General features: G+C 67.5%; 30 protein-coding genes. 16 read left to right on the top strand and 14 right to left on the bottom strand.

The window, feature by feature from the left end; all coding sequences use genetic code 11:
* Positions 1-158: 158 nt before the first annotated feature.
* Complete coding sequence (locus tag AB0B91_RS24320) at positions 159-620, bottom strand: FAD-binding protein (protein ID WP_358323526.1); 462 nt, start codon at positions 618-620, stop codon at positions 159-161.
* 70 nt (positions 621-690) lie between these two features.
* On the opposite strand from AB0B91_RS24320, the gene AB0B91_RS24315 reads away from it, so the two are divergent.
* Complete coding sequence (locus tag AB0B91_RS24315) at positions 691-1,572, top strand: NmrA/HSCARG family protein (protein WP_358323523.1); 882 nt, start codon at positions 691-693, stop codon at positions 1,570-1,572.
* Here AB0B91_RS24315 and AB0B91_RS24310 read toward each other — a convergent pair.
* Entirely contained in the window at positions 1,569-2,141 is a 573-nt protein-coding gene (locus AB0B91_RS24310; protein WP_214639983.1) for a TetR/AcrR family transcriptional regulator, read from the bottom strand. The genes AB0B91_RS24315 and AB0B91_RS24310 overlap by 4 nt on opposite strands.
* An 84-nt stretch (positions 2,142-2,225) precedes the next feature.
* Between AB0B91_RS24310 and AB0B91_RS24305 the strand changes: the two genes are divergently transcribed.
* Both AB0B91_RS24305 and AB0B91_RS24300 read left to right on the top strand, forming a co-directional pair.
* Complete coding sequence (locus AB0B91_RS24305) at positions 2,226-2,537, top strand: hypothetical protein (protein ID WP_358323520.1); 312 nt, start codon at positions 2,226-2,228, stop codon at positions 2,535-2,537.
* Positions 2,538-2,744: 207 nt separating this feature from the next.
* Complete coding sequence (locus AB0B91_RS24300) at positions 2,745-3,065, top strand: HEAT repeat domain-containing protein (RefSeq protein ID WP_358323603.1); 321 nt, start codon at positions 2,745-2,747, stop codon at positions 3,063-3,065.
* Here the strand turns inward: AB0B91_RS24300 and AB0B91_RS24295 are convergent.
* Both AB0B91_RS24295 and AB0B91_RS24290 read right to left on the bottom strand, forming a co-directional pair.
* Positions 2,991-4,310: a sigma-70 family RNA polymerase sigma factor gene (locus AB0B91_RS24295; protein ID WP_358323517.1), complete on the bottom strand. Its 1,320-nt coding sequence runs from the start codon at positions 4,308-4,310 to the stop codon at positions 2,991-2,993. The genes AB0B91_RS24300 and AB0B91_RS24295 overlap by 75 nt on opposite strands.
* Positions 4,307-4,654, bottom strand: coding sequence for a YciI family protein (locus AB0B91_RS24290; protein ID WP_358323514.1), 348 nt, complete (start codon positions 4,652-4,654; stop codon positions 4,307-4,309). Before AB0B91_RS24290 ends, AB0B91_RS24295 begins: the two co-directional genes overlap by 4 nt.
* Before the next feature lie 228 nt (positions 4,655-4,882).
* Here AB0B91_RS24290 and AB0B91_RS24285 point away from each other — a divergent pair, with 228 nt between their 5' ends.
* Entirely contained in the window at positions 4,883-5,527 is a 645-nt protein-coding gene (locus AB0B91_RS24285) for a DNA alkylation repair protein (RefSeq protein WP_358323600.1), read from the top strand.
* A 168-nt stretch (positions 5,528-5,695) separates the two neighbouring features.
* Here AB0B91_RS24285 and AB0B91_RS24280 read toward each other — a convergent pair whose 3' ends face one another.
* Entirely contained in the window at positions 5,696-6,184 is a 489-nt protein-coding gene (locus AB0B91_RS24280) for an NUDIX hydrolase (protein ID WP_358323512.1), read from the bottom strand.
* Between the two features lie 282 nt (positions 6,185-6,466).
* On the opposite strand from AB0B91_RS24280, the gene AB0B91_RS24275 reads away from it, so the two are divergent.
* Together AB0B91_RS24275 and lepB are read left to right on the top strand one after the other, a co-directional pair.
* The gene (locus tag AB0B91_RS24275; protein WP_358323510.1) at positions 6,467-6,673 is read left to right on the top strand and encodes a DUF5708 family protein; all 207 of its coding nucleotides are present in this window, start codon (positions 6,467-6,469) and stop codon (positions 6,671-6,673) included.
* A gap of 146 nt (positions 6,674-6,819) precedes the next feature.
* Positions 6,820-7,386: a signal peptidase I gene (gene lepB, locus AB0B91_RS24270; RefSeq protein WP_358323507.1), complete on the top strand. Its 567-nt coding sequence runs from the start codon at positions 6,820-6,822 to the stop codon at positions 7,384-7,386.
* A gap of 47 nt (positions 7,387-7,433) precedes the next feature.
* Here the strand turns inward: lepB and AB0B91_RS24265 are convergent, their stop codons facing one another.
* From AB0B91_RS24265 to AB0B91_RS24255, 3 genes are read right to left on the bottom strand one after another with little or no spacing between them, the layout of a single operon-like run.
* Positions 7,434-9,008, bottom strand: coding sequence for an ABC transporter substrate-binding protein (locus tag AB0B91_RS24265; RefSeq protein WP_358323504.1), 1,575 nt, complete (start codon positions 9,006-9,008; stop codon positions 7,434-7,436).
* 27 nt (positions 9,009-9,035) lie between these two features.
* A complete protein-coding gene (locus tag AB0B91_RS24260) occupies positions 9,036-9,902 on the bottom strand; it encodes a carbohydrate ABC transporter permease (protein ID WP_358323501.1) in 867 nt (288 codons plus the stop codon).
* Positions 9,899-10,795 carry an ABC transporter permease subunit gene (locus tag AB0B91_RS24255; RefSeq protein ID WP_358323500.1) on the bottom strand — a complete coding sequence of 299 codons (897 nt, stop codon included), beginning with the start codon at positions 10,793-10,795 and terminating at the stop codon, positions 9,899-9,901. The genes AB0B91_RS24260 and AB0B91_RS24255 overlap by 4 nt, the downstream gene beginning before the upstream one ends.
* 424 nt (positions 10,796-11,219) lie before the next feature.
* On the opposite strand from AB0B91_RS24255, the gene AB0B91_RS24250 reads away from it, so the two are divergent.
* From AB0B91_RS24250 to AB0B91_RS24230, 5 genes are all read left to right on the top strand, one after another.
* Positions 11,220-12,206: a hydroxyacid dehydrogenase gene (locus AB0B91_RS24250; protein ID WP_358323497.1), complete on the top strand. Its 987-nt coding sequence runs from the start codon at positions 11,220-11,222 to the stop codon at positions 12,204-12,206.
* A gap of 110 nt (positions 12,207-12,316) precedes the next feature.
* The gene (locus AB0B91_RS24245) at positions 12,317-13,135 is read left to right on the top strand and encodes an NAD(P)H-binding protein (protein WP_358323494.1); all 819 of its coding nucleotides are present in this window, start codon (positions 12,317-12,319) and stop codon (positions 13,133-13,135) included.
* A 60-nt stretch (positions 13,136-13,195) separates the two neighbouring features.
* Positions 13,196-13,876 (top strand): TetR/AcrR family transcriptional regulator, encoded by a 681-nt coding sequence (locus tag AB0B91_RS24240; protein WP_358323491.1) that lies wholly within the window; start codon positions 13,196-13,198, stop codon positions 13,874-13,876.
* Positions 13,877-13,920: 44 nt separating this feature from the next.
* Entirely contained in the window at positions 13,921-15,249 is a 1,329-nt protein-coding gene (locus AB0B91_RS24235; RefSeq protein WP_358323489.1) for a hypothetical protein, read from the top strand.
* A gap of 106 nt (positions 15,250-15,355) precedes the next feature.
* Positions 15,356-16,744, top strand: a complete 1,389-nt coding sequence (locus AB0B91_RS24230) for a serine hydrolase domain-containing protein (protein WP_358323487.1) — start codon at positions 15,356-15,358, stop codon at positions 16,742-16,744.
* On the opposite strand, the gene AB0B91_RS24225 is transcribed toward AB0B91_RS24230, so the two are convergent.
* Entirely contained in the window at positions 16,699-17,526 is an 828-nt protein-coding gene (locus tag AB0B91_RS24225; RefSeq protein WP_358323484.1) for an alpha/beta hydrolase, read from the bottom strand. The genes AB0B91_RS24230 and AB0B91_RS24225 overlap by 46 nt on opposite strands.
* A 60-nt stretch (positions 17,527-17,586) precedes the next feature.
* On the opposite strand from AB0B91_RS24225, the gene AB0B91_RS24220 reads away from it, so the two are divergent.
* The gene (locus AB0B91_RS24220) at positions 17,587-18,006 is read left to right on the top strand and encodes a MarR family winged helix-turn-helix transcriptional regulator (RefSeq protein WP_358323481.1); all 420 of its coding nucleotides are present in this window, start codon (positions 17,587-17,589) and stop codon (positions 18,004-18,006) included.
* A gap of 19 nt (positions 18,007-18,025) precedes the next feature.
* On the opposite strand, the gene AB0B91_RS24215 is transcribed toward AB0B91_RS24220, so the two are convergent.
* Positions 18,026-18,571, bottom strand: coding sequence for an RICIN domain-containing protein (locus AB0B91_RS24215; RefSeq protein ID WP_358323479.1), 546 nt, complete (start codon positions 18,569-18,571; stop codon positions 18,026-18,028).
* A 124-nt stretch (positions 18,572-18,695) separates the two neighbouring features.
* Here AB0B91_RS24215 and AB0B91_RS24210 point away from each other — a divergent pair, with 124 nt between their 5' ends.
* Together AB0B91_RS24210 and AB0B91_RS24205 are read left to right on the top strand one after the other, a co-directional pair.
* Positions 18,696-19,226, top strand: a complete 531-nt coding sequence (locus AB0B91_RS24210) for an aminoglycoside adenylyltransferase (protein ID WP_358323476.1) — start codon at positions 18,696-18,698, stop codon at positions 19,224-19,226.
* A 105-nt stretch (positions 19,227-19,331) separates the two neighbouring features.
* A complete protein-coding gene (locus AB0B91_RS24205) occupies positions 19,332-19,940 on the top strand; it encodes a dihydrofolate reductase family protein (protein WP_358323473.1) in 609 nt (202 codons plus the stop codon).
* On the opposite strand, the gene AB0B91_RS24200 is transcribed toward AB0B91_RS24205, so the two are convergent.
* Complete coding sequence (locus tag AB0B91_RS24200; protein ID WP_358323468.1) at positions 19,937-20,188, bottom strand: hypothetical protein; 252 nt, start codon at positions 20,186-20,188, stop codon at positions 19,937-19,939. The two genes, AB0B91_RS24205 and AB0B91_RS24200, sit on opposite strands and share 4 nt — an antisense overlap.
* Positions 20,185-21,039: a hypothetical protein gene (locus tag AB0B91_RS24195; RefSeq protein WP_358323466.1), complete on the bottom strand. Its 855-nt coding sequence runs from the start codon at positions 21,037-21,039 to the stop codon at positions 20,185-20,187. Before AB0B91_RS24195 ends, AB0B91_RS24200 begins: the two co-directional genes overlap by 4 nt.
* A gap of 139 nt (positions 21,040-21,178) precedes the next feature.
* On the opposite strand from AB0B91_RS24195, the gene AB0B91_RS24190 reads away from it, so the two are divergent.
* Together AB0B91_RS24190 and AB0B91_RS24185 are read left to right on the top strand one after the other, a co-directional pair.
* Positions 21,179-21,487 (top strand): metalloregulator ArsR/SmtB family transcription factor, encoded by a 309-nt coding sequence (locus AB0B91_RS24190; protein WP_358323463.1) that lies wholly within the window; start codon positions 21,179-21,181, stop codon positions 21,485-21,487.
* 2 nt (positions 21,488-21,489) lie between these two features.
* A complete protein-coding gene (locus AB0B91_RS24185; protein ID WP_358323460.1) occupies positions 21,490-22,065 on the top strand; it encodes an SRPBCC family protein in 576 nt (191 codons plus the stop codon).
* A 6-nt stretch (positions 22,066-22,071) separates the two neighbouring features.
* Here the strand turns inward: AB0B91_RS24185 and AB0B91_RS24180 are convergent, their stop codons facing one another.
* Entirely contained in the window at positions 22,072-22,611 is a 540-nt protein-coding gene (locus AB0B91_RS24180; protein WP_358323457.1) for a DinB family protein, read from the bottom strand.
* A 61-nt stretch (positions 22,612-22,672) separates the two neighbouring features.
* Entirely contained in the window at positions 22,673-23,212 is a 540-nt protein-coding gene (locus AB0B91_RS24175) for a CGNR zinc finger domain-containing protein (RefSeq protein ID WP_358323454.1), read from the bottom strand.
* Positions 23,213-23,227 lie beyond the last annotated feature (15 nt).

Here is a 23,227-nt window from a genome sequence, read left to right as displayed (position 1 = left end):
TGGATCCGAGCAAGTCCGGTCCGCCGCTGGGACGAGGTCGAACCCCAGCGTGTGAGCGATCCGACTCCCCCCGCTCCGCGGAAGGCCCACATCGCCGCTCGATCGACCTCGTCGGTGGCATCGTCCGCAGCGGTGCGGGAACGACCGCTGCCGTCGACTTAGTGGACGGCACGAAGTGCTCCACTGGCAAGTCCATCCCGTCGCACAAGCCAACCGATGCCGCCGCCGAAGGTGTAACCGGACACGGACACACTCGGGGCTGAGCCGGCTAATCCGAGCAAGCCATGCTGTTCGGCGGCGGCGTTCACCGCAGACCAGGTTGCGCCGGCCCCAACCATGGCGACGCGCGACTCGGGGTCGATCGACACGTCGGTGAGCCTCGACGTGTCGAGGAGGACCGCCCCCTTGCCCACCGGCGCGCCGGCTCCGTGGCCGGTTGCCTGCGGCACGATCTCGAGTGGCGTGCCCGATGACCGCGCAAGCGCAGCCACCTCATCGAGCGTGGGCGCGATGTCCTCCGGACGCGAGACGACTGCGACCCGCGCAGGTCGCTGCTTGATGGACGAGTTATGGGGTCGGGTGGCGGCGGCGTAACCGTCTGAGTCCGCGTCAGCGAGCATGCGCTCATCGTACGGGAATAACGGAGGATTTCCTCCGCTTTATCTGTCATCTCCTCAGATTGGATGACTCATGACTCATCTTCAGCAGCCCATCGCCGTGATCGGTGCGACCGGACAGCAGGGCGGCAGCGTGGTGGATGCTCTGCTCGCGCAGAAGCAAGCGGTTCGCGCCCTGGTTCGCGACACCGAAGCCGCGGGCGCACGTGCTCTCCGAGCCCGCGGCGTGGAGGTCGTCGCCGCCGACCAGGAGAACAGTGAATCGCTCCAGCAAGCACTCACCGAGGTCGCGGCACTGTTCTTCATGACGACGTTCGAGGGAGCGGACGGCACGGAGGGCGAGGCGCGCCGCGGTGTGACCGTCGCGGATGCCGCGGCACGCGCGGGCGTGCCGCACGTCGTGTACTCGTCGGTCGGCGGGGCGGAGCGAGCGACAGGGATCCCGCACTTCGAGAGCAAGCACCAGGTCGAACAGCGGCTTAGCAAGGTGGTGCCGGCGAAGTTCGTCCGCCCGACGTTCTTCATGGAAAACCTGGCGCCGCAGCTCGCCGACGGCGGGAGTGGGGAGCTGGTGCTTCGCCTGCCGGTTGCGGGTGACGTTCCGCTCCAGATGATCGCCGTTCGCGACATCGGCGCCGCCGCCGCGCGTCTCTTGATCGTCCCTGATGTCATCGATGGTGATGCGGTCGAACTCGCCGGCGATGAGCTCACCATGGCTCAGGTGGCCGACCGGATCGCAGCCAAGCTCGGCCGACCGACGCGGTACGAAGGGCTGCCGATCGAGGTGCTCCGTAATGACGAGGACATGCGAGCGATGTTCCAGTGGTTCACCACCGTCCCCGCCTACCAGGCCGACTTCGACGTCACGCGCCACCTCGTCCCCGACGTGCGCGACTTCGCAGCATGGGTATCGGACCAGGGTCCCGCGCGCGCCGGAACTGACGCGTCGAACTAACCGCGATCGGGTGCGATGCCGCGCAGGAACACCGCGCGCAGCTCGGCGGCCGCCTCGGCCCAGCCGGGCACGTTCGACATCGGCTGCGCGAGCATCGCCCCGAAACGCACCACGGTCCCCGCATTCACATCCGTGCGGACCGAACCGTCCTGGTGGCCGCGCTCAAGGATGGCGCCCATGGTCTGCTGCATGCGCGCGCGCAGCTCCGCGGACTCGGTGCCCTCGGTCATGGGCGCTCCGTGGAGCGGAAGCACCAGTTCGTCGCGATGAGCGAAGGTTTGATGGAGGAACCGGCTGATCGAGTCATGACCGGTATCGCCGGACGTCAGCGCGTCCTCGGCCTCGGCCAGGATCAGACGATAGGCGCGGACCGCCATCGCCTCAAGCAGCGCCTCCCGGTTCGGGTAGCGACGGTAGAGCGTCCCGATCCCGACTCCCGCCTCAGCGGCGATCTGCTCCAGCGGAACGAACTTACCCTCGGCCAGCCCCGCACGCACAGCTGCGGCAATCAGCCGCTCAGTGTTCTCCGCCGCATCCTTCCGGGGCTTGCGCGTTCGCGTGGAGGTCATGAACAACACATCCTAGGCGAGCGGGAGTATCTCATGCACGGCGGATCCGACGATCAAGGAGACGCCAGATGGCCGACACCGTGCGTGCTCCACCTGCTGCGCGGCAGCTTCCATCGTGGCCTGCGCGGGCCAGCCGCGCCGCCGTCGAACTCCTGCATCAGCGATACGGCGTGCGGTGGCTGTCCGGCGCGTTGCTGCCTGCATCGCGCGACCGCGCTCGTGCAGGCCATCCTCGTCTTCCAGCTCATCGAAGACGGCCGTTCTCAGGATGAAAAGGGCTCAGTCATTGATGCTGTACGGAAGGAACTCCGACGGCAGACGAGTCACAACGCTGATGCCAATGAAATCGATCAGATCCTGCGCGAAGAGGTTCTCCGGGCAGGGGCCTTGGCCTGAGAGTGGTCTGGACCGTTGCGATCGCTGACTTCGGTACTCGCCGCACACGGCTGGGACGATCGGCTGCTCAAGAGATCCTGGGTAGGCAGCCCTTTAGTGCCCTGTCTGAGACGACTTGCCTCGTCCCAGGCGTGGGATGCCTTTCATCCCCCGCCTGGTGCCGCTGTTCGATGGGGTCATTCCTCGTATTCCGATTGATCACGATGGATACGCGCTGCGACCCTAGACGGCGTGAATGACACCGGGGCCGATAACCCCGCCACCCTGCCCCTCCTCAAGGAGCGCGCCGTCAACGACGAACGCTGGGATGTGCGTCGGGGCGCCGCGCAGGCCACTGCCTCAGGCTGGGCCGATGACCCCGGCACCCTGCCTTGGCTCAAGGACCGCGCTGTCAACGACGAAGACGGGGAGGTGCGTCGGGCTGCCGTGGAGGCCATCGACGCTCACTGGTGTCTACTCGGAAGGTGCCCGACCGCTGGACGCGGCCTGCCGAGGCATCGTGCCGACACTGTTCCCCTGATCAGTTAGCCGCCCGGCGAGGAACGCCCGCTCAACCTCGTTGTCAGTCAGCTCGAGCGCCACCCGGTACGCGGCCGCCGCCTCGTCCGTACGCCCCAGTCGCTGAAGCAGGTCTGCCTTGATCGTCGGCAGATACTGGTACCGGGAAAGCCGCTCATCCTGCTCCAACGCCTCGACCAGCGCCAGGGCGACCGCCGGTCCATGGACCATCGACACCGGCACGGTCCTGTTCAGCGCGACGACCGGTGAGGGCCACAGCACCAGCAGCCTGTCGTAGAGGGCCACGATCTGTGGCCAGTCCGTCTGCTCGTACGACGGCGCCTCGGCGTACAGCGAGGCGATCGCCGCCTGCAGCATGTAGCGCCCCGCGCGACCGCCGCGCAGCCCGGCCACGATCAGCTCGTGCGCCTCGGCCAGCGCGGTACGGTCCCACCGCGAACGGTCCTGCTCCTGAAGCCGCAGCAGCCGGCCGTCAGAGCTGGTCCGGGTCGTACGCCGGGCGTCCGTGACCACGAGCAGCGCCAGCAGCCCTCGTACCTCGGGTTCGTCGGGCATGAGCTCCCGCAGCGCGCGGACCAGGTGCAGCGCGCGGTCGGCCAGGTCGGTGCGCATGAGCGCAGGGCCGGAGGGTGCCGTGTGCCCGGCGGTGAACAGCAGGTGGAGCACGCTCAGTACGGCTGCCAGCCGGTCCGGCAGGTCCGCTGGGCGCGGGAGCCGATAGGGGATGCGGGCAACGGTGATCTTCTTCTTCGCTCGGGTGATCCGGGCGGCCATGGTCTGTTCCGACACCAGTAGCGCCCGGGCGACGTCCGACGTCGGCAGTCCGCACACCAGCCGCAGTGTGAGCGCGAGCTGCGCCTCCTGCGCGAGTGCGGGATGGCAGCAGGTGAAGATGAGCCGCAGCCGTTCGTCGGGTACGGCATCCTCCAGTTCCACTGCGGTCACCCTGCCTAGAGCGGGCTCGTCGACAGTCACTTCGGGTTCCACCAGCAGCGGCAGCTTCGAGCGGAAGGTCCGTTCGCGGCGGATCGCGTCCATCGCCCGGCGCTTGGCCGTGGTGGTGAGCCATGCCACGGGGTTGGTGGGGATCCCATCGCGTTCCCAGGCCGAGAGCGCCACGGCATACGCCTCCTGAACGCACTCCTCGGCCAGGTCCAGATCCTGCGCGACGCGGACCGTCGAGGCGAGCACGAAAGCCCACTCGTGCCGATGCGCGTCGGCGACCGCCTGGCCCGCGTCCGCCGCGGCCGTCATCGCGCGATGGGCGCGATGCCGCCCGCGACGGGACGCACCTCCACACCGCCACGACCCCACTGGACGGCGGGGTTACGACGCGCCAGGTCCAGGGCGGCGTCGAGGTCGGGAGCCTCGATGACGCAGACGCCGGCGATGACTTCCTTGGAGTCGATGAAGGGCCCGTCAGTGACCAGGTCGCCGCGCAACGAGGTGGCGGTGTCGGCGGACTGCAGCGCGTACGCTGCGATCATGGCGCCGGAGTCGACGAGGTCGTCGGCGTGCCGCTGGCTCGCCGCCTGCTGCTCGGGGGTGTAGTCGCCGGCTTCGGGGTTGTCGAAGATGAGGATCGCGTACTGGGCCATGAGTGGGTCTCCTTGGCTGTGCGTCTGGTCGGTACGCCTCTACGTCGGACGGACGACGCGAATTCGACAGACCGTACGCGAACTTTTCCCGATGCGCCCTGGCGCTGACCCTCGCGGACGATCCGGGCTTGGGGTCGCCAAGGCATACCGGTCACCATCGGCCGTGGGCTAGGTTTCTTGCGCGACGGACAGGAGGCTGAGGTGACCGAGACGACGGTGGCGCAGGTCATGGCTGAGTTGGCCGTGCTTGAGGACCCGAAGGTGCGCAAGGTGAATGAGAAGCACGGTGACGATCACGGTGTGAACCTCGGCAAGCTACGCGCGCTCGCGAAACAGCTCAAGACGCAGCAGGATCTCGCGCGCGAACTCTGGGAGACAGATGACACCGGGGCGAGGCTCCTGGCGATCCTGATCTGCCGTCCGAAGGCATTCGAGCGCGACGAGCTGGACACCATGCTGCGCGAGACGCGCGCCCCCAAGGTGCACGACTGGTTCGTGAACTACGTGGTGAAGAAGAACCCGTACTCCGAAGAGCTGCGCCTCGCCTGGCGCACGGATCCGGATCCAGTGGTCGCGAGTGCCGGCTGGGCGCTGACCGCCGAGCGGGTGGCGAAGACACCCGAGGGCCTCGACCTCGCGGGACTGCTCGATGTCATCGAGGCGGAGATGAAGGACGCCCCGGATCGTCTGCAGTGGTCGATGAACCACTGCCTCGCTCAGATCGGGATTCAGCACGCCGAGCACCGCGCCCGCGCGATCGACATCGGCGAGCGCCTGGAAGTGCTCAAGGATTACCCGACTCCCCCGAACTGCACGTCTCCGTTCGCCCCCGTCTGGATCGCCGAGATGGTAAGTCGTCAGCACGAGAGATAGAGAGGTTCCGCCACGAGTCCGCGGGCCCCAGGCCGACGAGCAGTGACGGCTACTGCGATCCGACAGCGGCGGTTGACGTGGTTCAGACTCGGTGCCTTCGACGGCGAGCTGCTGCACCCGTCATCGAACGGTGCGGCCGTCTTCGTGTTGTGTCTTGCTGTGGTGAGTTCAGTCGTTTGGATGGTCTTCGAGGCGGGTGTGCAGGGCCAGGGTCGTGTCGATGATCTGGGAGTTGCTGGGGGGAGGGTTGGTTGTGTCCCACCAGCAGACGGCGCTGATCTCGTGGTTGGGGATGAAGTCGTGGTGGCGAGTGGTGGCATGGGTGGTGTAAACGGCGGCGTATTCGTTGCGTGGTGGGGTGGTGAGCCAGAAGCGTGCGTACCCGGCGAGGGTGAGGGTGGGCACATGCAGGCCGCTCTCCTCGTGCAGTTCCCGTACGGCTGCTTGGAGGGGAGTCTCGCCAGGGTCGATCCGGCCGCCTGGTAGTTCCCACTGCTGACGGAAGCGGTCGAAGACCAGGAGCAGGTGCCGGCCGTACCAGACCACGACCAGAGCTGCTGGCATCGGTAAGTCGTCCGGCACGCTGGGGACGTGTGTGGCTGGCAGGAACGCCGTCAGCGCGTTCCCCCTCTTGTCCATGGCCAGGGTTCGATCCATACCTCCCATGGTGAGTACTCCGCGGACAACTCCGTGTGCGACACCTCAACCAGCCCGTTGGCAGGCTGCATCTGAATGTGGCGTCCGCGCTGGCAGCGTAATTCCGGGAGTGACCGCCTCCGCCCGGACAGGAGTGGCTGATCAGATGCCGGTGTCGGGGGGCGGTGTCAGCCGAAGGATGTAATTCGATCTCCTCAACTGGCAGGAGGCCGTACAGGCCGGGTCTGTCTAGGGTCTGTTGAAGATTCGGTGCGTCTATCCCCTCAGTCGAAAGGACCGCTCATGGCCTCTGCCCGCAAGACTCTCCTCACTGGTTCGATCACCTTTGTGGCGGGGCTGGCGCTATGGCTGTTCGGACTCGATGTGGAGATCTTCATCTTCACGCCGTCCAAGGTCGGCGTGGTCTTGATGGTCATTGGGGGGTTGGAGACCCTGTTCGGGATCTACAAGAGCGTAAGCACCGACGACGCGGCGCGCGGCCGGCCCTAGCGGGTCGATGGCGACGCTGACCTCCTCGCGAGCCTCCCGGACAGGCACAGCAGAACGCCGGCTTTATGACGGACAAAGATCGATATGGCATAGGGTTGCCGCGTTCGGTGGCTCGCCAAGGTCCCGTCACCAAGAAGGCGGAGGGCGTGGGGAAAGAGAAAAAGAAGGGCGGCTTCCGCGAGACGCTGTTGCTGCTCGTCCTGACCGTGGGCATCGCCCTGCTGCTGCAGGCGTTCGTGGTCGGCTCGTTCTACATCCCGTCAGGATCGATGGAGAACACGTTGCAGATCGATGACCGCGTGTTCGTGAACAAGCTCGCGGGCAAGCCAGATCGCGGCGACATCGTGGTGTTCAAGGGCTGGGGCGGCGTGGACACCATCAAGCGGGTCATCGGCGTCGGCGGCGACAAGGTGGTGTGCTGCGACGCCAAGAAGCGCCTCACGGTCAACGGCACGCCGCTGGAGGAGACGTCCTATCTCTACCCCGGCGATTACGCATCCGGCAGGAAGTTCGACGTCACGGTGCCGGCCGGGAAGTTGTGGCTGATGGGGGATCATCGCAGCGCCTCACTGGACTCCCGGGGGCACATGCAGGAGCCTGGCGGTGGCTTCATCTCGGAGGACGCGGTGATCGGCAAGGCCGTGGTGCGGTACTGGCCGCTGTCCCGGGGCTATCTGTTCTCCCGGCCCGACGTTTTCGACAAGGTCAGGTAGCAGGCCCTCCCGGAAGATCCAGGAGGGCCTGATGTGCCGTGTGGTGGTCACTGCCCCTTGAGGTAAGCGTCGGCCTGCTTGGCCAGCTCGGCCTGCAGCTTGGGCAGGCCGGCCCGGTCGAGGGCCTTCTTCAGCTTGTCCAGCCCCTGGTCGACGTCGACCGCTCCGATGAACAGCGGGTTGGCGAACTGCGTCATGGCGGCGGTGACCTGGGTGTTCTCCCGCTTCACCGGTTCGGGGTCGGGGGTGAAGCTGGCGTACGGGTCGATGGTGAAGTTGTCGGCCTTCTGCGCCCAGTCGAACCAGGCCGACTCGGACGCGGTCATGTCCTTGATCCGGCGCTCCAGCTTGGCCCGCCAGGAGAGCGCGAAGCCCGGGAAGGAGTAGGTGGACAGCATCTCGTACTTGTCGTCGCCGACGGGGTTCCAGTCCTTGCCCTGGATGCCGTACGTGATCAGGTCGTGGTTCTCCTTGATCGACAGCCAGTCCTCCAGTTGCAGGGCCTTCTCGTTGCTCTGCCCCTTGGCGTTGAGCACGAGGAAGTTGTCGGCCTGGAAGGTCTGGTACGGCTTGGCGTCCTTGCCGCCCTTGAGCGGGACCACGTTGGACAGCATCGCACCGGGGACGTTCTTGGTCAGCTCGGGCAGCATCTGCGAGGTCAGGCCATCGGTCATGGCCCAGCCCGTGGCGAAGCGGCCAGCCTTGAACTGGGATTCGAGCGCCTTGGAGTCAACGGTGAGCGCGTTCTTGTTGATCAGGCCGTCCTGGTAGTACTTGCGTACCAGGCGGAGTGCGTCCAGCATGCCCGGCGCCTCCCAGAACGGCACCGGGTTGGCGGAGCCGGTCTGCTTGCCGTCGGCGGCGAGGACGAAGGCGAGCGATTCGCCGGTGAAGGACGAGATGCTCACGCGGGGGTTCTCCCACATGGAGGGGTTGAGCCAGCCGACCGGGTTCCACGCGACCAGCAGTTTGGGCATGCGGGAGTTGACCGCGATCGGGGTGACGCCCTTTTCCTTCTGCTTGACGTCGTACCAGAACTTCTCCAGGCCGGCGAAGTCGGTGATCTCGCTCATGCCGTACTTGTCGGCCAGATCCTGGCGGATGGCGAAGTGGTGGAAGCGGGCGACGGAGTTGATCTGCGGCAGGCCGTACAGCTTGCCGCTCCACCGGTTCAGCTCGATGATCTTGGGGTCTATGGTGGCGGTCAGGTTGGGGTACTTGCCGCTGCTGAGCAGGGAGCTCAGCTCCACGATCGAGCCGCTGGCGGCGAGCTGGGTCATGTTGAGCCAGCGGGCCTGCAGCGCGGTGTCGAAGCTCTCCCCGGCGGTGAACTTCAGCAGCGCCTGCTGGCCGTAGTTGGCCCAGGGGATGAACTGCGGCTTGATGGTGAAGCCCTGTTCGGCCTGGAGCTTCTTGTTGACCTCGGCCAGGACGGCGTCCCAGCCGGCCGGTACGTCGCCGGGGAGCAGCAGGCTGAGCGTGAGCGCCTTGCCGGGCGCGCTGCTCTGGCTTCCCGTCGGCTGCTGCGATGAGGAGCAGCCGGCACCGGCGAAGAGGGCGGCGAGGCCGAGGCCACCTCCGACGCTCAGCAGGCCGCGCCGAGACAGGTTCTGATCAGACACGGTGTCTCCTTGATGGGGGGAGCGAGCTCAGCCCTTGGTGGCGCCAAGGGTGATGCCTTTGACGAAGTAGCGCTGGGCGAAGGGGTAGGCCAGCAGGATCGGGCCGATGGTGACGGCCGTGAGGGCCAGCCGGAGCTGGTAGACCGGCGTCGCCTGCTCGGCGAGCTGCGGCAGCATCTGGGTGAACGAGATGTTGGAGATCAGGTTCTGCAGGACCAGGGGGAGCGGGAACTTGTGGACGTCGTCGATGAACAGCAGCGCGGTGAACCACTCGTTCCAGTAGTGCACGGCGTAGAACAGGCCCACGACGGCGAGGATCGGTTTGGACAGCGGTAGCGCGATCTGGAAGAAGATCCGCAGCTCGCCCGCGCCGTCCACCTTGGCCGACTCGAAGATCGACGCGGGGAGCTGGCGGAAGGCGCTCACCTGGATGAAGACCAGGAACGGGGCGACCAGCAGCGGCAGGATCACCGCGAAGTAGGTGTTCTGCAGGTGCAGATACTGCGTGACCAGCAGGTACAGCGGTACGAGCCCGCCGGTGAACAGCATCGGCAGGTAGGCGAAGATGGTCAGCGGCCGGCTGATGTACGGCAGGCGCCGGGCGATGACCCAGCTCACTCCCGAGGTCACGGCCAGGGACAGGGCGGTGCCGACCACGGTGATGAAGACGCTGGCGATGTAGGCGTCGAGCACCGCCGGACCAGTGAAGATCATCTTGTACGCGGTGAGGTCGAAGGCCGAGGGGAAGAAGCTGTACCCGGTCACCGCCAGGTCCACCTCGCTGGTGAAGGACCCCGAGATGATCAGCCAGAACGGTACCGCGCAGGCCAGCACGGCGAATCCGACGCCGATGATGCTGATGATCGTGAAGGGCTCCAGCTTTCTACGGCTCATAGGACGCTGGTCTCCTTGGCGTACTTGCGCTGGATCATGACCGCGATCACCACGAGGACGAACCCGACCACCGACTGGAACAGGCCCACCGCGGCGGTGGTGCCGAAGTCGCCGAGCTGACGCAGGGCGCGGAACACGTACGTGTCGATGACGTCCGTCGTGTCGAACAGGGTGCCGTTGTCCCCGACGATCGCGTAGATGGTGCCGAAGTCGCCGTAGAAGATGCGGCCGACACCCAGCACGGTCAGGACTCCCGCGGTCGGCCGCAGCAGCGGAAGGGTGATCCGCCAGGCCATCTGCGCCCTCGACGCGCCGTCGATCATCCCGGCCTCGTAGACCTCTTCGGGGATCCCGGTGATCGCGGCCAGGAAGATGACGCTCATGTACCCGCCCAGCTGCCAGACCTTCACCACGGTGAGGATCCACGGCCACGGTCCCGGCTCGGTGTACCAGTCCAGCGTGGGCAGGGAGAACAGGTTCAGCATGTCGTTGACGGCCCCGCCTCCGCCGGAGGCGCCCGCGAGGAAGACCTGCAACATGATGCTGATCACCACGGGGGAGACGAAGTAGGGGAAGAAGACCACGGACTGGGAGACCCGTTTGAACAGCGTGCTCCGGATCTCGTTCAGCATGATCGCCAGAGTGATCCCCGCGGCGAGGGTCGTGGCCAGGAACAGCGCGTTGAGGAAGATCGTGTTGAACAGGATCCGTGCCGCGTCCCCGGAGTCCAGGAAGTACCTGAAGTTCTCCAGGCCGTTCCAGGGGCTGTCGAAGATGCCCTGAGAGACGTCGAAGGACTTGAACGCGACCACCAGACCGGCCATGGGCAGGTAGTTGAAGACCACGAAGTAGACGACCGCCGGCAGCGCGAGCAGCCCGGCCGCCAGGCTCACCCGCGCCCTCCTGGGCCGGGTGCGACGCTTGCTCTCGGGCGGTTCTGACGGCGGTCTCGCCTGTGTTTCCCGCCTGGTCTCCACCCGGCTCATCGCCAGGACCGCTCTCTCGCCGCACTCGGCCGGTGGCATCGGGTGCCGTTCATGACATTCCTCCAGATTGGGCATCACGGCAGTTCTGCGCGCTGACATCCGCCGCGATGGTTGGCGGAGCTGCCCGGCGATAGAAACCGGTCTCTGCGAACGCTACGACTGCACAGCTCATCCCACAAGAATGCGTTACGGATACGTTACAATTGACCACTCTTTGATCAAGATGGCTGCAGCTACCTGCGCGAATGTTGGCTTCCGAGGCAAGCGTTGACCATTTGGCGGCCGTGGTCCTACCGTAGAAACCGTTATCTACGAAGTGGAGGGCTTCTCCGTGTCCACCCGCCCGAAGGCGCTGTTCGCCATGCACGAGGAACACCTCGCGCTGCTCTTCCCCGCGCCCCTGCTGCGACGTCTGGACACGATCGCGGACATCGACGTGACGCTGGTCGCCGAGCGGTTCGACGATCCCCGCCTGTCCCTCGCCGAGACCGAGATCCTGATCACCGGCTGGGGCTGCCCCCCGCTGGACGCGGAACTGCTGGCCGCCGCCCCCAGGCTGCGTGCCGTGCTGCACGCGGCCGGCTCGGTGAAGAGCCTGGTCTCCCCGGCCTGCTGGGAGCGCGATCTGCTGATCTCCTCGGCGGCCGACGCCAACGCGGTGCCGGTGGCCGAATACACCGTCGGCGCGATCCTGCTGGCCGGCAAGGGCATCTTCACCCTGGGCGAGCGTTACCGGCGCGAGCGCACCTTCACCCTCGCCCAGATCCAGGCCACGGTCGGTAACAACGGCAGGCGGGTGGGCATCGTCGGCGCCTCCCGGATCGGCCGCAAGGTGATCGACCTGCTCGCGCCGTACGACCTGGAGCTGTGCCTGTACGACCCCTACACCAGCGTCGAGGGGATCCGGCAGGCCTCACTCGAAGAGCTGCTCAGCCGCAGCGACATCGTCAGCCTGCACGCCCCGGCCACCTCGGAGACCAGGCACATGCTGAACCGCGAGCGCCTGAAGCTGATGCCGGACGGCGCGGTGCTGATCAACACGGCCAGGGGCAGCCTGGTGGACACCGACGCGCTGGTGGCCGAGTTGAAGTCGGGGCGGCTGTCGGCGATCCTCGACGTCACCGAGCCCGAGCCGCTCCCGCCGCACTCCCAGCTGTTCGACCTGCCCAACGTCTTCCTCACCCCGCACCTCGCCGGCTCGCATGGCAATGAGTTGTCCCGGATGGGCGCCGCCGTGCTGGACGAGTTGGAGCGGCTGGCCGCCGGGCTGCCGCTGGCGCACCGAGTGACCTATGACGACCTGGAAAGGGCGGCCTGACGATCGCCACTTAGACGATCGCGTATGAATCCCGCACGTTAAAGCATTGGTCATCCTGTCCGGCCCTCCTACGTTGGAGCATCAGTTGTTCCTTCGACAGGAGGCATCAGATGCCACAACGGATTCTGGTCACCGGAGCGACCGGCACGGTCGGCCGCCACGTGACAGCGCAACTGCTGGAGGCGGGGGCCGAGGTTCGCGCGCTGACCCGAGGACCGGCCGAGCTCCCGCCCGCCGCCGAGAGCGTGCGCGGTGATCTGTCGGTGCTCGACTCCCTGAACGCCGCCGTCGAGGGCGTCGAGGCGGTGTTCCTGGTCTGGCCCTTCGCCTCGGCTGAGGGGCTGGAGGCGGTGCTGGCGGTCGCGGCCGAGCATGCCCGCCGGGTGGTCTATCTGTCATCGGCGGCCGTGCGTGAGCATGAACGGCGGGCCGAGCGGCTGATCGAGCGGTCCGGGCTGGAGTGGACGATCCTGCGCCCGCACGCCTTCGCGGCCAACACCCTGCGCTGGGCCGAGCAGATCCGCGCGGAGGGCGTGGTGCGCGCGCCGTACGGCCAGGCCGCGATGTCCCTGGTGCACGAGCGGGACATCGCGGCGGTCGCGGTGCGGGCACTGACCCGGGACGGACACGACGGCGCCGTGTACGAGCTGACCGGGCCGCACTCACTGACCCAGGCCGAGCAGGCGCGCGTCATCGGTGAGGCGATCGGTCGCCCGGTGCGTTGGGAGGAGACCTCCCCGCAGGATGCCCGGCGGGAGATGCTGGCCCGCGGCTGGCCCCCCGAGGCGGTGGACGGCATTCTGCGCGCCCAGGCCGACATGACCAACTGCCCGGCGCCGGTCACCGCCACGGTGGAGGAGGTCACCGCAGGTGCGGCGCGTTCGTTCCGCTCGTGGGCGGCCGAGCACGCGCTCGCCTTCCGCGACTAACCTGCGTGACGCGCAATATTCCAGTTGCTGGGAAAATTCTTTTATGCGTATATTTGGGGTATGCAGGAGACGCGGCGCGAGCGGAAGAAGCGGCTGACTCGACAGCGGATCGTCATGGCGGCCATCGGGCTGTTCGAGGAGCAGGGGTATGAGCAGACCACGATGGCGCAGATCGCCGCGGCGGCGGATGTCGACCCCAAGACGTTCTCCAACTACTTCCGCAGCAAGGACGAGGTGCTGTTCGTAGACGTCGAGCAGGACTACGACGTGATGTTCGAGGCGATCGCGAAACGCCAGCCGCAAGAGAGCCCGGGCGAGGTGCTGGGCAGGATGGTCCAGGAGTACAGAGCCCACCGACGGCCCAAGATTCCCCGCCGGGAGCCCGAGGAGCTGTCGGCGGCGGCCCGGCTGGTCCTGACCACGCCGTCGCTCCAGGCGAAGAGCCTGTACATGCTGATGGAGCTGCAGCGACGGATCGCCGACGAGCTGGTGAAGGTGTTCCCCGGCCAACTGGACCCGATCACGGCGGCGGCGATGACCGGATCCCTGCTGGGCGCCATTCAGCAGACGGGCCTGGCGAGTGTCCAGCTCGGCCGGTCGCAGGAGGAGCTGTGGGAGGCCACCCAGCGTGGCCTCGACATCGCCATGTCCGGCCTGCTCTCGGTACGACCCGCGCCTATGGTCTCCGAGCTTCCTGAGGAGAGCGACATCCCGCTCACCGGAGAAAGGAATACCCCATAATGCAAGAAAGCGCTCGACAACTTGCCCGCGACGCACGACGCGCCATGCGCGAAGGCCCCGCGGCGATCGCGCGGCGGCAGCGGGCCCACCTGGTCGAGATGGTGGCCTACGCCCGCGCCAACTCACCGTACTACCGCGAGCTGTACCGAGACCTGCCGGAGCAGGTCGACGACCCCATGCTGCTGCCGGTCACCAACAAGAAGCTGCTGATGGGCCGCTTCGACGACTGGGTCACCGACCGCGAGGTGACCCTGGAGCGAGTTCAGGAGTTCGTGGCCGACCCCGCCCTGGTGGGGGAGCGGTTCTGTGGCAAATACCTGGTGGCCACGACCACCGGCACCAGCGGGGTGCGCGGCATCTTCCTGATAGATCAGCGGAGCATGGCCGTGGAGACCTCCCTCGGGTCGCGCGCCAGCGCCGGTGTGGGAGTCGGCGACGTCATCCGCACCCTCGCCCGCGCCGGCCGTAGCGCCGTCATGTCCGCACCCGGCGGCCATTTTCTCAGTGCCGCCGGGACAGCCCGGTTCCAGCGGGACAGCCCGCTGCTCGGCCGGGCGATGCGGACCTTCTCGATACACCAGCCGCTGCCGGAGCTCACGGCCGAGCTCAACCGGTACAACCCCGCGATCCTGGTCGGCTTCCTGAGCATGATCACGCTGCTGGCCGGCGAGCAGGAAGCCGGTCGCCTGCGCATCCATCCGGTGCTGATCATCGTCGGCGGTGAGACGTCGACGGCGGCTGATCTGGAACGGCTCGCCACCGCGTTCGGTGCCAAGGTGCGTGTCGCCTACGCCGCCACCGAGTGCGGCTTCCTCAGCGTCGGCTGCCGGCATGGCTGGTACCACGTCAACAGCGACTGGGCCGTGCTCGAACCCGTCGACGCCGACCACCGGCCGGTCGCGCCGGGCGAGTTGTCGCACACAGTCCTGCTCAGCAACCTCGTCAACCGCGTCCAGCCGATCCTGCGCTACGACCTCGGTGACAGCGTTCTGCTCCGCCCCGATCCCTGCCCGTGCGGCAGCCCGCTGCCCGCCATCCAGGTGCGGGGGCGCGCCGCCGACATGCTCACCTTCCCCACCGGTCGCGGCGAGAACGTCAGCATCTCGCCCATGGCCTTCGGCACCTTGCTGGACCGTGCCTCCGGCATCGAACAGTTCCAGATCGTCCAGACGGCGCCCACCACGCTGCGCGTGCGCCTGCAGCCGGAGGAGGGCGCCGACGCCGACCGCGTGTGGCAGGCGGTGCGCGGCGAGATCGCCCACCTGCTCACCGAGCACAAGGTCGGTGACGTCACACTCGAACACGCCGAGGAGCCGCCGCAGCAGGCGCCCGGTGGCAAGTACCGAAGGATCATCCCGCTGGCCAAGCCATGATGACCTGGTTCGAAACCCCGTAACAGCGCGGCATCAGCTCGCTGACAGCGGTGGTGGGCATCGTCGGGTGCACACAAGACCGCACGGCATCGCTGAAGGAGCCGAAATGTCCAACGAACGCGCTACGGCCGGGGACTTCGCGTCGCACTGGCAGGAGCGGCTGGATTTCCTGCGCGCCAAGCATCACGTGCCGGGAGCCGCGCTGGCGGTGCTGGTGGACGGTGAGATCCACGAGCTGGCCTCGGGGGTGCTGAACCGGGCGACGGGTGTGGAGGTGACGCCGGACTCGGTGTTCCAGTCCGGATCGATCGCCAAGGTCTACACCGCCACCGTGATCATGCGGCTGGTCGACGAGGGAAAGCTCGACCTGGACGCGCTGGTCGTGGACGTGCTGCCAGAGTTCGGCACCCCGGACCCCGAGGCCACCAAGGTCATCACGGTCCGGCAGTTGCTGTCCCACAGCGGCGGACTCACCAATGACTTCCACCACGACACCGGCCGGGGCGACGACTGCCTCGCCAAGTACGTCGCGGCCGCCCGGGAGGTGCCGCTGGCCCTCCCACCGGGCACCGCGGCGTCCTACGCCGGCCTCGGGTTCGTCGTGCTGGGCCGCATCATCGAGGTGCTCACCGGCAAGACGTGGGACCAGGCGATGAAGGACATGCTGTTCACCCCGCTGGGACTTGAGCGCTCGATGACCCTGCCGGAGGAGGTGCTGCGGTTCCGGGCCGCGATGGGCCACCTCGGCGCGCCGGGACAGGACCCCGACCCGGCCCCGGTCTGGGACATCCAGCCTCGCTCGACAGGCCCGGCCGCGCGGGTCCTCGTCTCGGCCGGTGACATGGTCCGCTTCGCGCGCATGCACCTGGACGGCGGCGTGGCGCCCGACGGCACCCGCGTCCTGTCCGCCGAATCCGTCGCCGCGATGCGGCATCGGGAGGTCGATTCCCCCGACCGATGGACCGTCTCCGCCGACGGATGGGGTCTGGGCTGGTGCCTGTACGACCAGGAGGGCTTCCGCGGGTTCGGCCACGACGGCTCCGCCGTCTCCCAGCACGCCCTCCTGCGGATCTTCCCCGGCAGCGGCGTCGCGATCGCCTTGATGACCAACAGCGGGAACGCGCGCGCCCTGTACGTCGAGCTGTTCACCGAACTCCTCGGCGCGCTCGGCATCACCATGCCCGAACCCTTCGCCCCCGCGAGCCCGCCCATCACGGTCGACGCGACCCCGTTCTTCGGCACCTACCGGCGTACGGGCGTCATCATCACGGTCAGCGAACAGGACGGCAAGCCGCACGTACGGTACGAATTCGTCGACGACGCGGCCGGCGTCTCCCCGCCCCTCGAATCGGAGCTGAAGCCGGTGACGGACACCATTTTCGCCGCGTACTTCGCCGGATCCGGCATCTCCGAGGAGATGCCCGTCATCTTCACCATCACGGGCGGGACTCAGTACTGCTGGGTGGGCATGCGAGCCGCACCCAAGATCGCCTGAGGATCACTGAAGCGGCTCAGGTAGGCGTCGATCAACGCATGGGTGGCGTGCGGTTGTTCGATCTGTGGCAGGTGGCCGGCCTCGGGGATGATCTCAAGCCGGGCGTTGCCGAAGGCGGCCGCGTACGCCTTGCCGTAGGCGGGGGTGGCGATGCGGTCACTCTCTCCCCAGATCAGCAGGGTAGGCAGGTGGACGCGGGCCAGGCGGTGCGCGAGTTTGGGGTCGTGCATGTAGGGGTCGCCGGCCAGGATGCGCATGGTGGCCATGTTCGCCTGCCGGAGGGCGAGTTGCTCGGCGGGAATGTCGGCGGGATCGACGTAGAAGCGGTCCGAGTCGTGCCAGGAGTACTCGGCGGCGCCGCGGGCGTCGAGGGCGAAGAAGTCCCTGATCGGTTCGGCGGGCACGTGTACGCCCACGGGGTCGATCAGGACGAGTCCGGTGATGATGCCCGCGTTGTCGCGTACGGCCATCTCGACGGCGGTCCAGCCGCCGAGTGAGGAGCCGATGACCAGCACGTCGGACAGTTGATGGTCGTGCAGGTAGTGCAGGTAGGCGAGGGCGAGGTCGTCGATGCCGGTGAACCAGTCGGGGCGGGGCGTGCCGTCCCAGCCGGGGTGGGTGGGGGTGATGGTGTGGGTGGTCCGCGCGAGATGGCCGGCCAGCCCGGCGACGGTGGCGGGGCCGCCACCGCCGTGCAGGACCAGGACGGGACGGCCGGTTCCCGATTCGGTCAGGGTGAGCGGCAGGTCCGGGTAGAGCGCGATGGTGCGAGGTGTAGGCATGGCCACACCATAACTAAACTTGTTGATATAAGCTAGTTGAGTAAGCGCTAGACTGGGTCCATGCCCGGTGAACTGCAGGTCCTTGGAAGAGCGGTCAAGCAAGCCCAATACCGGCAGCACCGGGCGCTGGACAGTCGGCTCGCCACTGTCGGCACCACGCTGGCCCAGTGGGATGCCCTGCGCGCGATCAGCCGTACACCTGGGGCATCAGCCCGTGCTCTGGCTTCGGCGACGTTCCAGAGTGAGCAGGCGTTCGGCACACTCGCCGGCCGGTTGGTGGCGCAGGGCCTGATCGAGCGCAGGCCGGGTCATGGGCGACGCGTCGAGCACCATCTGACGCCCGCCGGCGAGCAGCTGCTCGACGCGGGGCACCAGATCGCCGACGAGGTCCTGGCCACCTGCTACGCGACCCTGTCGGCGGGGGACCGCGCGACCCTGCTCGACCTCCTGCGCCGCCTCAACGACGGCGACGACACATGACCCGTCATGCGCAGATCGTTCAGGCGAGTCGCCACTCCTGGTTGCGCTGGGCGGGCAGGCAGGTCCACTGGTGAACGTTGGCCCCCTCCTCCGTGCTGACACCCGCCACGTCCAGGCACTTGCCGCTGTGACGGGCGACGACGGTGAAGTAGCCGTTGTCCTTCTGGACGAGCCGCCATTCCTGGTTGCGCTGGGCGAAGAGGCAGGTCCACTGGTGGACGTTGGCTCCGTCGGCGGTGCTGACGCCCGCCACGTCCAGGCACTTGCCGCTGTGCGTGGCGCGGAGGGTGTAGTAACCATCGCTGGTCGCCACGAAGTTCCACTCCTGGTTGGCCTGACCGTTGATGCAGGTCCACTGGTGGATGTTGGCTCCGTCGGCCGTGCTGACGCCCGATACGTCCAGGCACTTGCCGCTGTGACGGGCCACCAGGGTCGCCGAGAACTTGGGCAGCAGCCGCGCCGGCGCGCCGGCGGTGACGGCGTCCGCCGCTGACGCCGTGGTGAACGGGCCGGCGAGCAGAGCGGCCGCGATAGCTACGGCCTGACCAGCATGAATGAGTGTCATCGAACCTCCTGAGACGCTCTCGAAAGATCAGCAAGGTCCGTAGTAACACGGATCACTCAGCGTATCGGCGAGTTGCCATCCGTGATCATTTTCGTGTCGCCCGAGGCAGGGCAGAATGCCCCGCATGATGGATGCGAGTGTGCTGCTGCGGGTGTTGGCGCTGCTGCGTGACGTGGGGTGCGAGGTGTGGGTTGCCGGTGGATGGGGCATCGACGCCCTGGTGGGCAAGGTCACTCGCGAGCACCGCGACCTTGACCTGCTGCACCGCGTCGAGCAGGAGCCGCTGCTGATCAAGACGCTGGAGGCCGCCGGGTTCGCCGAGCAGTCCGATGCCTCACCGGGCCGGCCCGTCCGCTTCGTCATGAAGGACCAGCGCGGTCATGAGCTGGATCTGCATCCGCTGCGGTTCGAGGCGGACGGCTCCGCCGTCCAGCAAGCCGACGGTCACGGAGGCGTCTTTCTCTATCCGGCGGACGCCTTCACCACGGGCATGATCGAGAGCGTTGCGGTGGGTTGTCTGTCAGCCGCCCAGCAGGTGGCCTTCCACCAGGGCTACGAACCCAGCGACCGTGACCGTCACGACATGGCCCAGCTGCGCGAGGCGTTCGGTATCGCCACCCACTTCCGGACGGCGTGTGGACGCCGGTCGCCGTAGGGAGGCCTTAAGGATTCCGTAAATGGGTTCCGCCAAGCTGAAGGCACAGGAAAACGGCGGGCCGGACGGACCCGCTTTCCGCACCACGAGCGAAAGAGTGGGCAGATGGCGAGCAGGCTGGTGGTTTCGACCTTCGTTTCGCTGGACGGTGTCATGCAGGGTCCCGGCGGGGCCGGCGAGGACGACTCCAACGATTTCCCGCACGGCGGATGGCTGCCCCCGCACGTGGATGAGGGGTTCGGCCGCATCATGGGCGAGCAGCTCGAGCGCGCGGACGGCATGCTTCTGGGTCGCAAGTCGTACGAGATCCTCGCCTCGTACTGGCCCGACGTGCCCGACGAGGAAGGCGGCGCCAAGATCAACGGCATGGCGAAGTACGTCGCCACGCGGACGCCGATGAACGCGGAGTGGCGCAATACCCAGGTCCTGGTGGGCGAGGCCGCTCAGACGGTCGCCGAGCTCAAGCAGCGCACCGACGGCGAGATCCTCGTCCAGGGGAGCAGCGATCTCATGCGTACGCTCCAGCAGGCCGAACTGATCGACGAGTACCGCCTGCTGGTCTTCCCCGTCATCCTTGGCCAGGGAAAGCGGCTCTTCGCCGAGGGGACCACTCCGGCTGGGCTGAAGGTCACCGGGTCGACCGTCACCGACGCCGGCGTCGTGTACACCACCTACGAGTGGGCGGGTAAACCCTCGTACGGTTCTGTCGCTTAGCTGCGAATGGTGAGCGTGGAGGCGAGGACGTAATCAACCTGGACGTGCCGGTAGGTGATGTTCTCCTCCACGCGATCCGGCAGGTTGGTCCGGTCGCTGCCGGAGCCTGACTCGTGACCAGGGCGGCCGGAGAACTCGACGTGCGTCTGCGGCGCCTCGTCGAAGCGGAGCTCGTCCGCCTTCACCGTGGCGGTGAGAACGATGTCCGCCGGCTCATGGAGGATCGGCTGCCCGCCGTCGGCGTTCATGAGGGCCTCTCCGGTCGCCGGACCGGCCTGGGGCGCTCGCGCTCGGTCTCCTCCGGGGGGCGACGTCGGACGGGCTTGCCTTCTCGTACGGCGCGCTTCGCGGTCCGCTTCGGCACCCGATCACGGTCGCGTACGGGCTCGTCGTCCCCCTCGCCCCCGCCCTTGACCGTGCCGCCCACGGATTCGGCCGTCTTACCGGCTCCCCGGCCGACTTCCTCGACGGCTGCGCCGGTGCTTCGGCCGACTCCTTCTACGGCTTCCCCGGTCCCACGGCCGACCTCATGGACGGCCCCGCCGGTTCCGCGGCCGACTTCTTCTACTGCTTCCCCAGCTCCGCGGCCGACGTCTTCCACGGCTCTTCCTACTCCCCGGCCGAGTTCGCCGACGGCATGGCCGGCGCCGGTTCCGACGTCACGAAGAGTCGACTCCAGGCCGCGCGTCAGGTTCTCGAGAATCTGCGGATTGTGGTCGATGGTGCGCAGCACCCTGTCGAGGATCAGCGCGACGTTGCGGAGTCGTACCTTGAGCAGCGCCTCGGCCTCGACGCCCTTGATGTCCAGCGCCACCCGGCCGAGCGCCACATCCGCTCCCACACTGAGCCGGACCAGGTCGAGGACTTCGGCGCTCAGTGACACCCGTGCCCGGAGATCGTCCACCTCGAGGTGGATCTCGTCCACCTTGAGCAGGGGAACATCGAGGAAGACATCCGGCTCGTCGCTCAGCGGCTCCCCGCCCAGCGCCATCTCGTCGTACTCCGGCTCCTGGGCGTCGTTTCCGCGCTGCCCGTCCGGCTGTTCGCGCTCACTCCGGTATCGGTACCGACGGGGTTCCTTCGATGCACGGTCGGACATGTGCCCGCCTCGGTTCTTCCGGGATCTCTCTCACCACGATACCGAAAGCGCCCAAAGCACCACAAAAGATGATAATCCACAGCGCGTAAGACATGTGTATACCTTGACCGGCATATGCTTGGCAGAGAATATAGGAGGCATGTCCGTCGATACGTTCTCCGTGCTCTCCGAACCGACCCGGCGCCGGATTCTCGACCGGCTCCTGGAGGCCGAGAGCAGCGTGAACGAGCTGGTCGACGCGCTCGACGTCAGCCAGCCCACGGTCTCCAAGCAGCTGAAGGTGCTCAGGGAAGCCGGTTTCGTCACCTGTCGTACGGAGGCGCAGCGGCGGATCTACCGCATTCAGGCGGGTCCCTTCCAGGCGCTCGACGACTGGCTTCAGCCGTATCGCACCCTGTGGGACCGGCATCTCGCCGCTCTCGAGCGCCACCTCGACAATCTGGAGTAGTCATGACGTCCGACGCATACCGCCCGAGCCCTCTGGCCCAGGTCGACTGCGAGGCGGCGGAAGACCGCTGGACGCTGGTCTTCACCCGCGACCTGCGCCATCCGCCCGAGAAAGTGTGGGCCGCGCTGACCGAGCCCGAACAGCTCGCCGCGTGGGCGCCGTACACCGCTGACCGCGATCTGTCCAAGGCGGGCGACGCCACGATCACGATGATCGACGACGAGCATCCCCAGGACCTGGCGGCCGAGGTCCTGCGCGCCGAACCACCGACGCTGCTGGAGTACACTCTCGGCACCGACCTGCTGCGCTGGGAACTGGTGGCCACCGACACCGGTGCCCGGCTGACCCTGCGGCACACCGTCCAGGACCGCGACTGGCTCCCGAAGGTCGCGGCCGGCTGGCACATCTGCCTCGACGTGGCCGAGAAATTGCTCGAAGGGCGGCCGATCCCGCCGATCCGCGGCGCGGCGGCCGTCGACTTCGGCTGGTCCGAACTCAACGATCAGTACGCGCGGAAGTTCGGCATCCCCAATACCGGCCTGCCCGAGCACCTGAAGGGTGAGGACAAGGCGTCCTGATCGCGGTTACTCGCCGGTTTGCCCGTCCACCGACTCCCGGATGAGGTCGGCATGTCCGTTGTGCCGCGCGTACTCCTCGATCAGATGGAACAGGATCCATCGCAGGCTGGGCGTATGGCCATCGGGCCAGGAACGCTGGGCCAACCGCTCCAGGCCGCCGTCGGCCATCGCCTCCGCGACCAGAACGCGGGAGCGGGCCACGGTGTCCTGCCAGAGCGCGTGGAGCTGTTCCGGGGTGTCCTCGGTGGCCGAGTGCCAATCCCAGTCGGGGTCGGCCTTCCAGTCCACCGTGTTCCATGGGGACTCCGGGTCTCTCCCGTGCAGCCACCGCGAGATCCAGTCGCTCTCGACGTAGGCCAGGTGCTTGAGCATCCCGCCGAGGGTCATCGTGGAGGCGGCGACGGTCGCGTTCAGGCCGGCGGCGTCCAGTCCGGCGCACTTCCACGCTAAGGTCGCGCGCTGGTACTCCAGGAACCCCAGGAGCGTGGCGGTCTCGTCGCCCGCGAGAGGAGGTTCCGGGCGTCCCTGCTCGTCCAGTTCGATCATGCGCGGTGAGTCTACCGGCGGCGCCAGGACTGCCTCCAGTCATTTCCCCAGCCACGAGGGCTCACGAGGTGCGGTTGCGGTACGCGCGGGTTTTCATCCGGTTGCCGCAGCCCGCGGTGGAGCACCAGCGCCCGTTGCGTGGTTTGGCGTGGTCGTAGAAGATCCAGCGGCAGTCCGGTGCGGCACATTCCTTCATCCGGGCCCAGGACCCGTCCGCCGACGCGACGATGACGTCGGCCAGCAGGTTCGCGAGCGTACCCGGAACGCCGCCGTCCGCCGCGGTGACGCCGAGCAGGCCGCCGCCGTCGGACAGCGCCCGTAGAGGCAGCGTCGCGCCCACTTCGTCGAGCTCTCCGGCCGCGGCCGGGTCGAGCTCGCCTGTCCGGTTGGCCCGCGCCATGGCGCGGAGTGCCCGGCGCAGCGTGAAGGCGCGCTCGCGCTCGGCCGGATCGCAATCGCCGAGCCACCCGGCGAGCTCGTCGTCGGGCTCATGCCCGCCGAAGGTCCGCAGATCGCAGGTGTTGAGGAAATCGAACACCGCGACCAACCGGGCCGGTACGCGGTGAAATTCCGCGGCCGGCTCGTCCCTGTCCCACCCCATGTCGACACCACCTAA

The sequence above is a fragment of the Nonomuraea sp. NPDC049141 genome (assembly GCF_040648415.1).
Lineage (GTDB): Bacteria > Actinomycetota > Actinomycetes > Streptosporangiales > Streptosporangiaceae > Nonomuraea.
The sequence above is the reverse complement of the archived record's forward strand: the minus strand, read 5'-3'. Positions and strand labels throughout refer to the sequence as shown.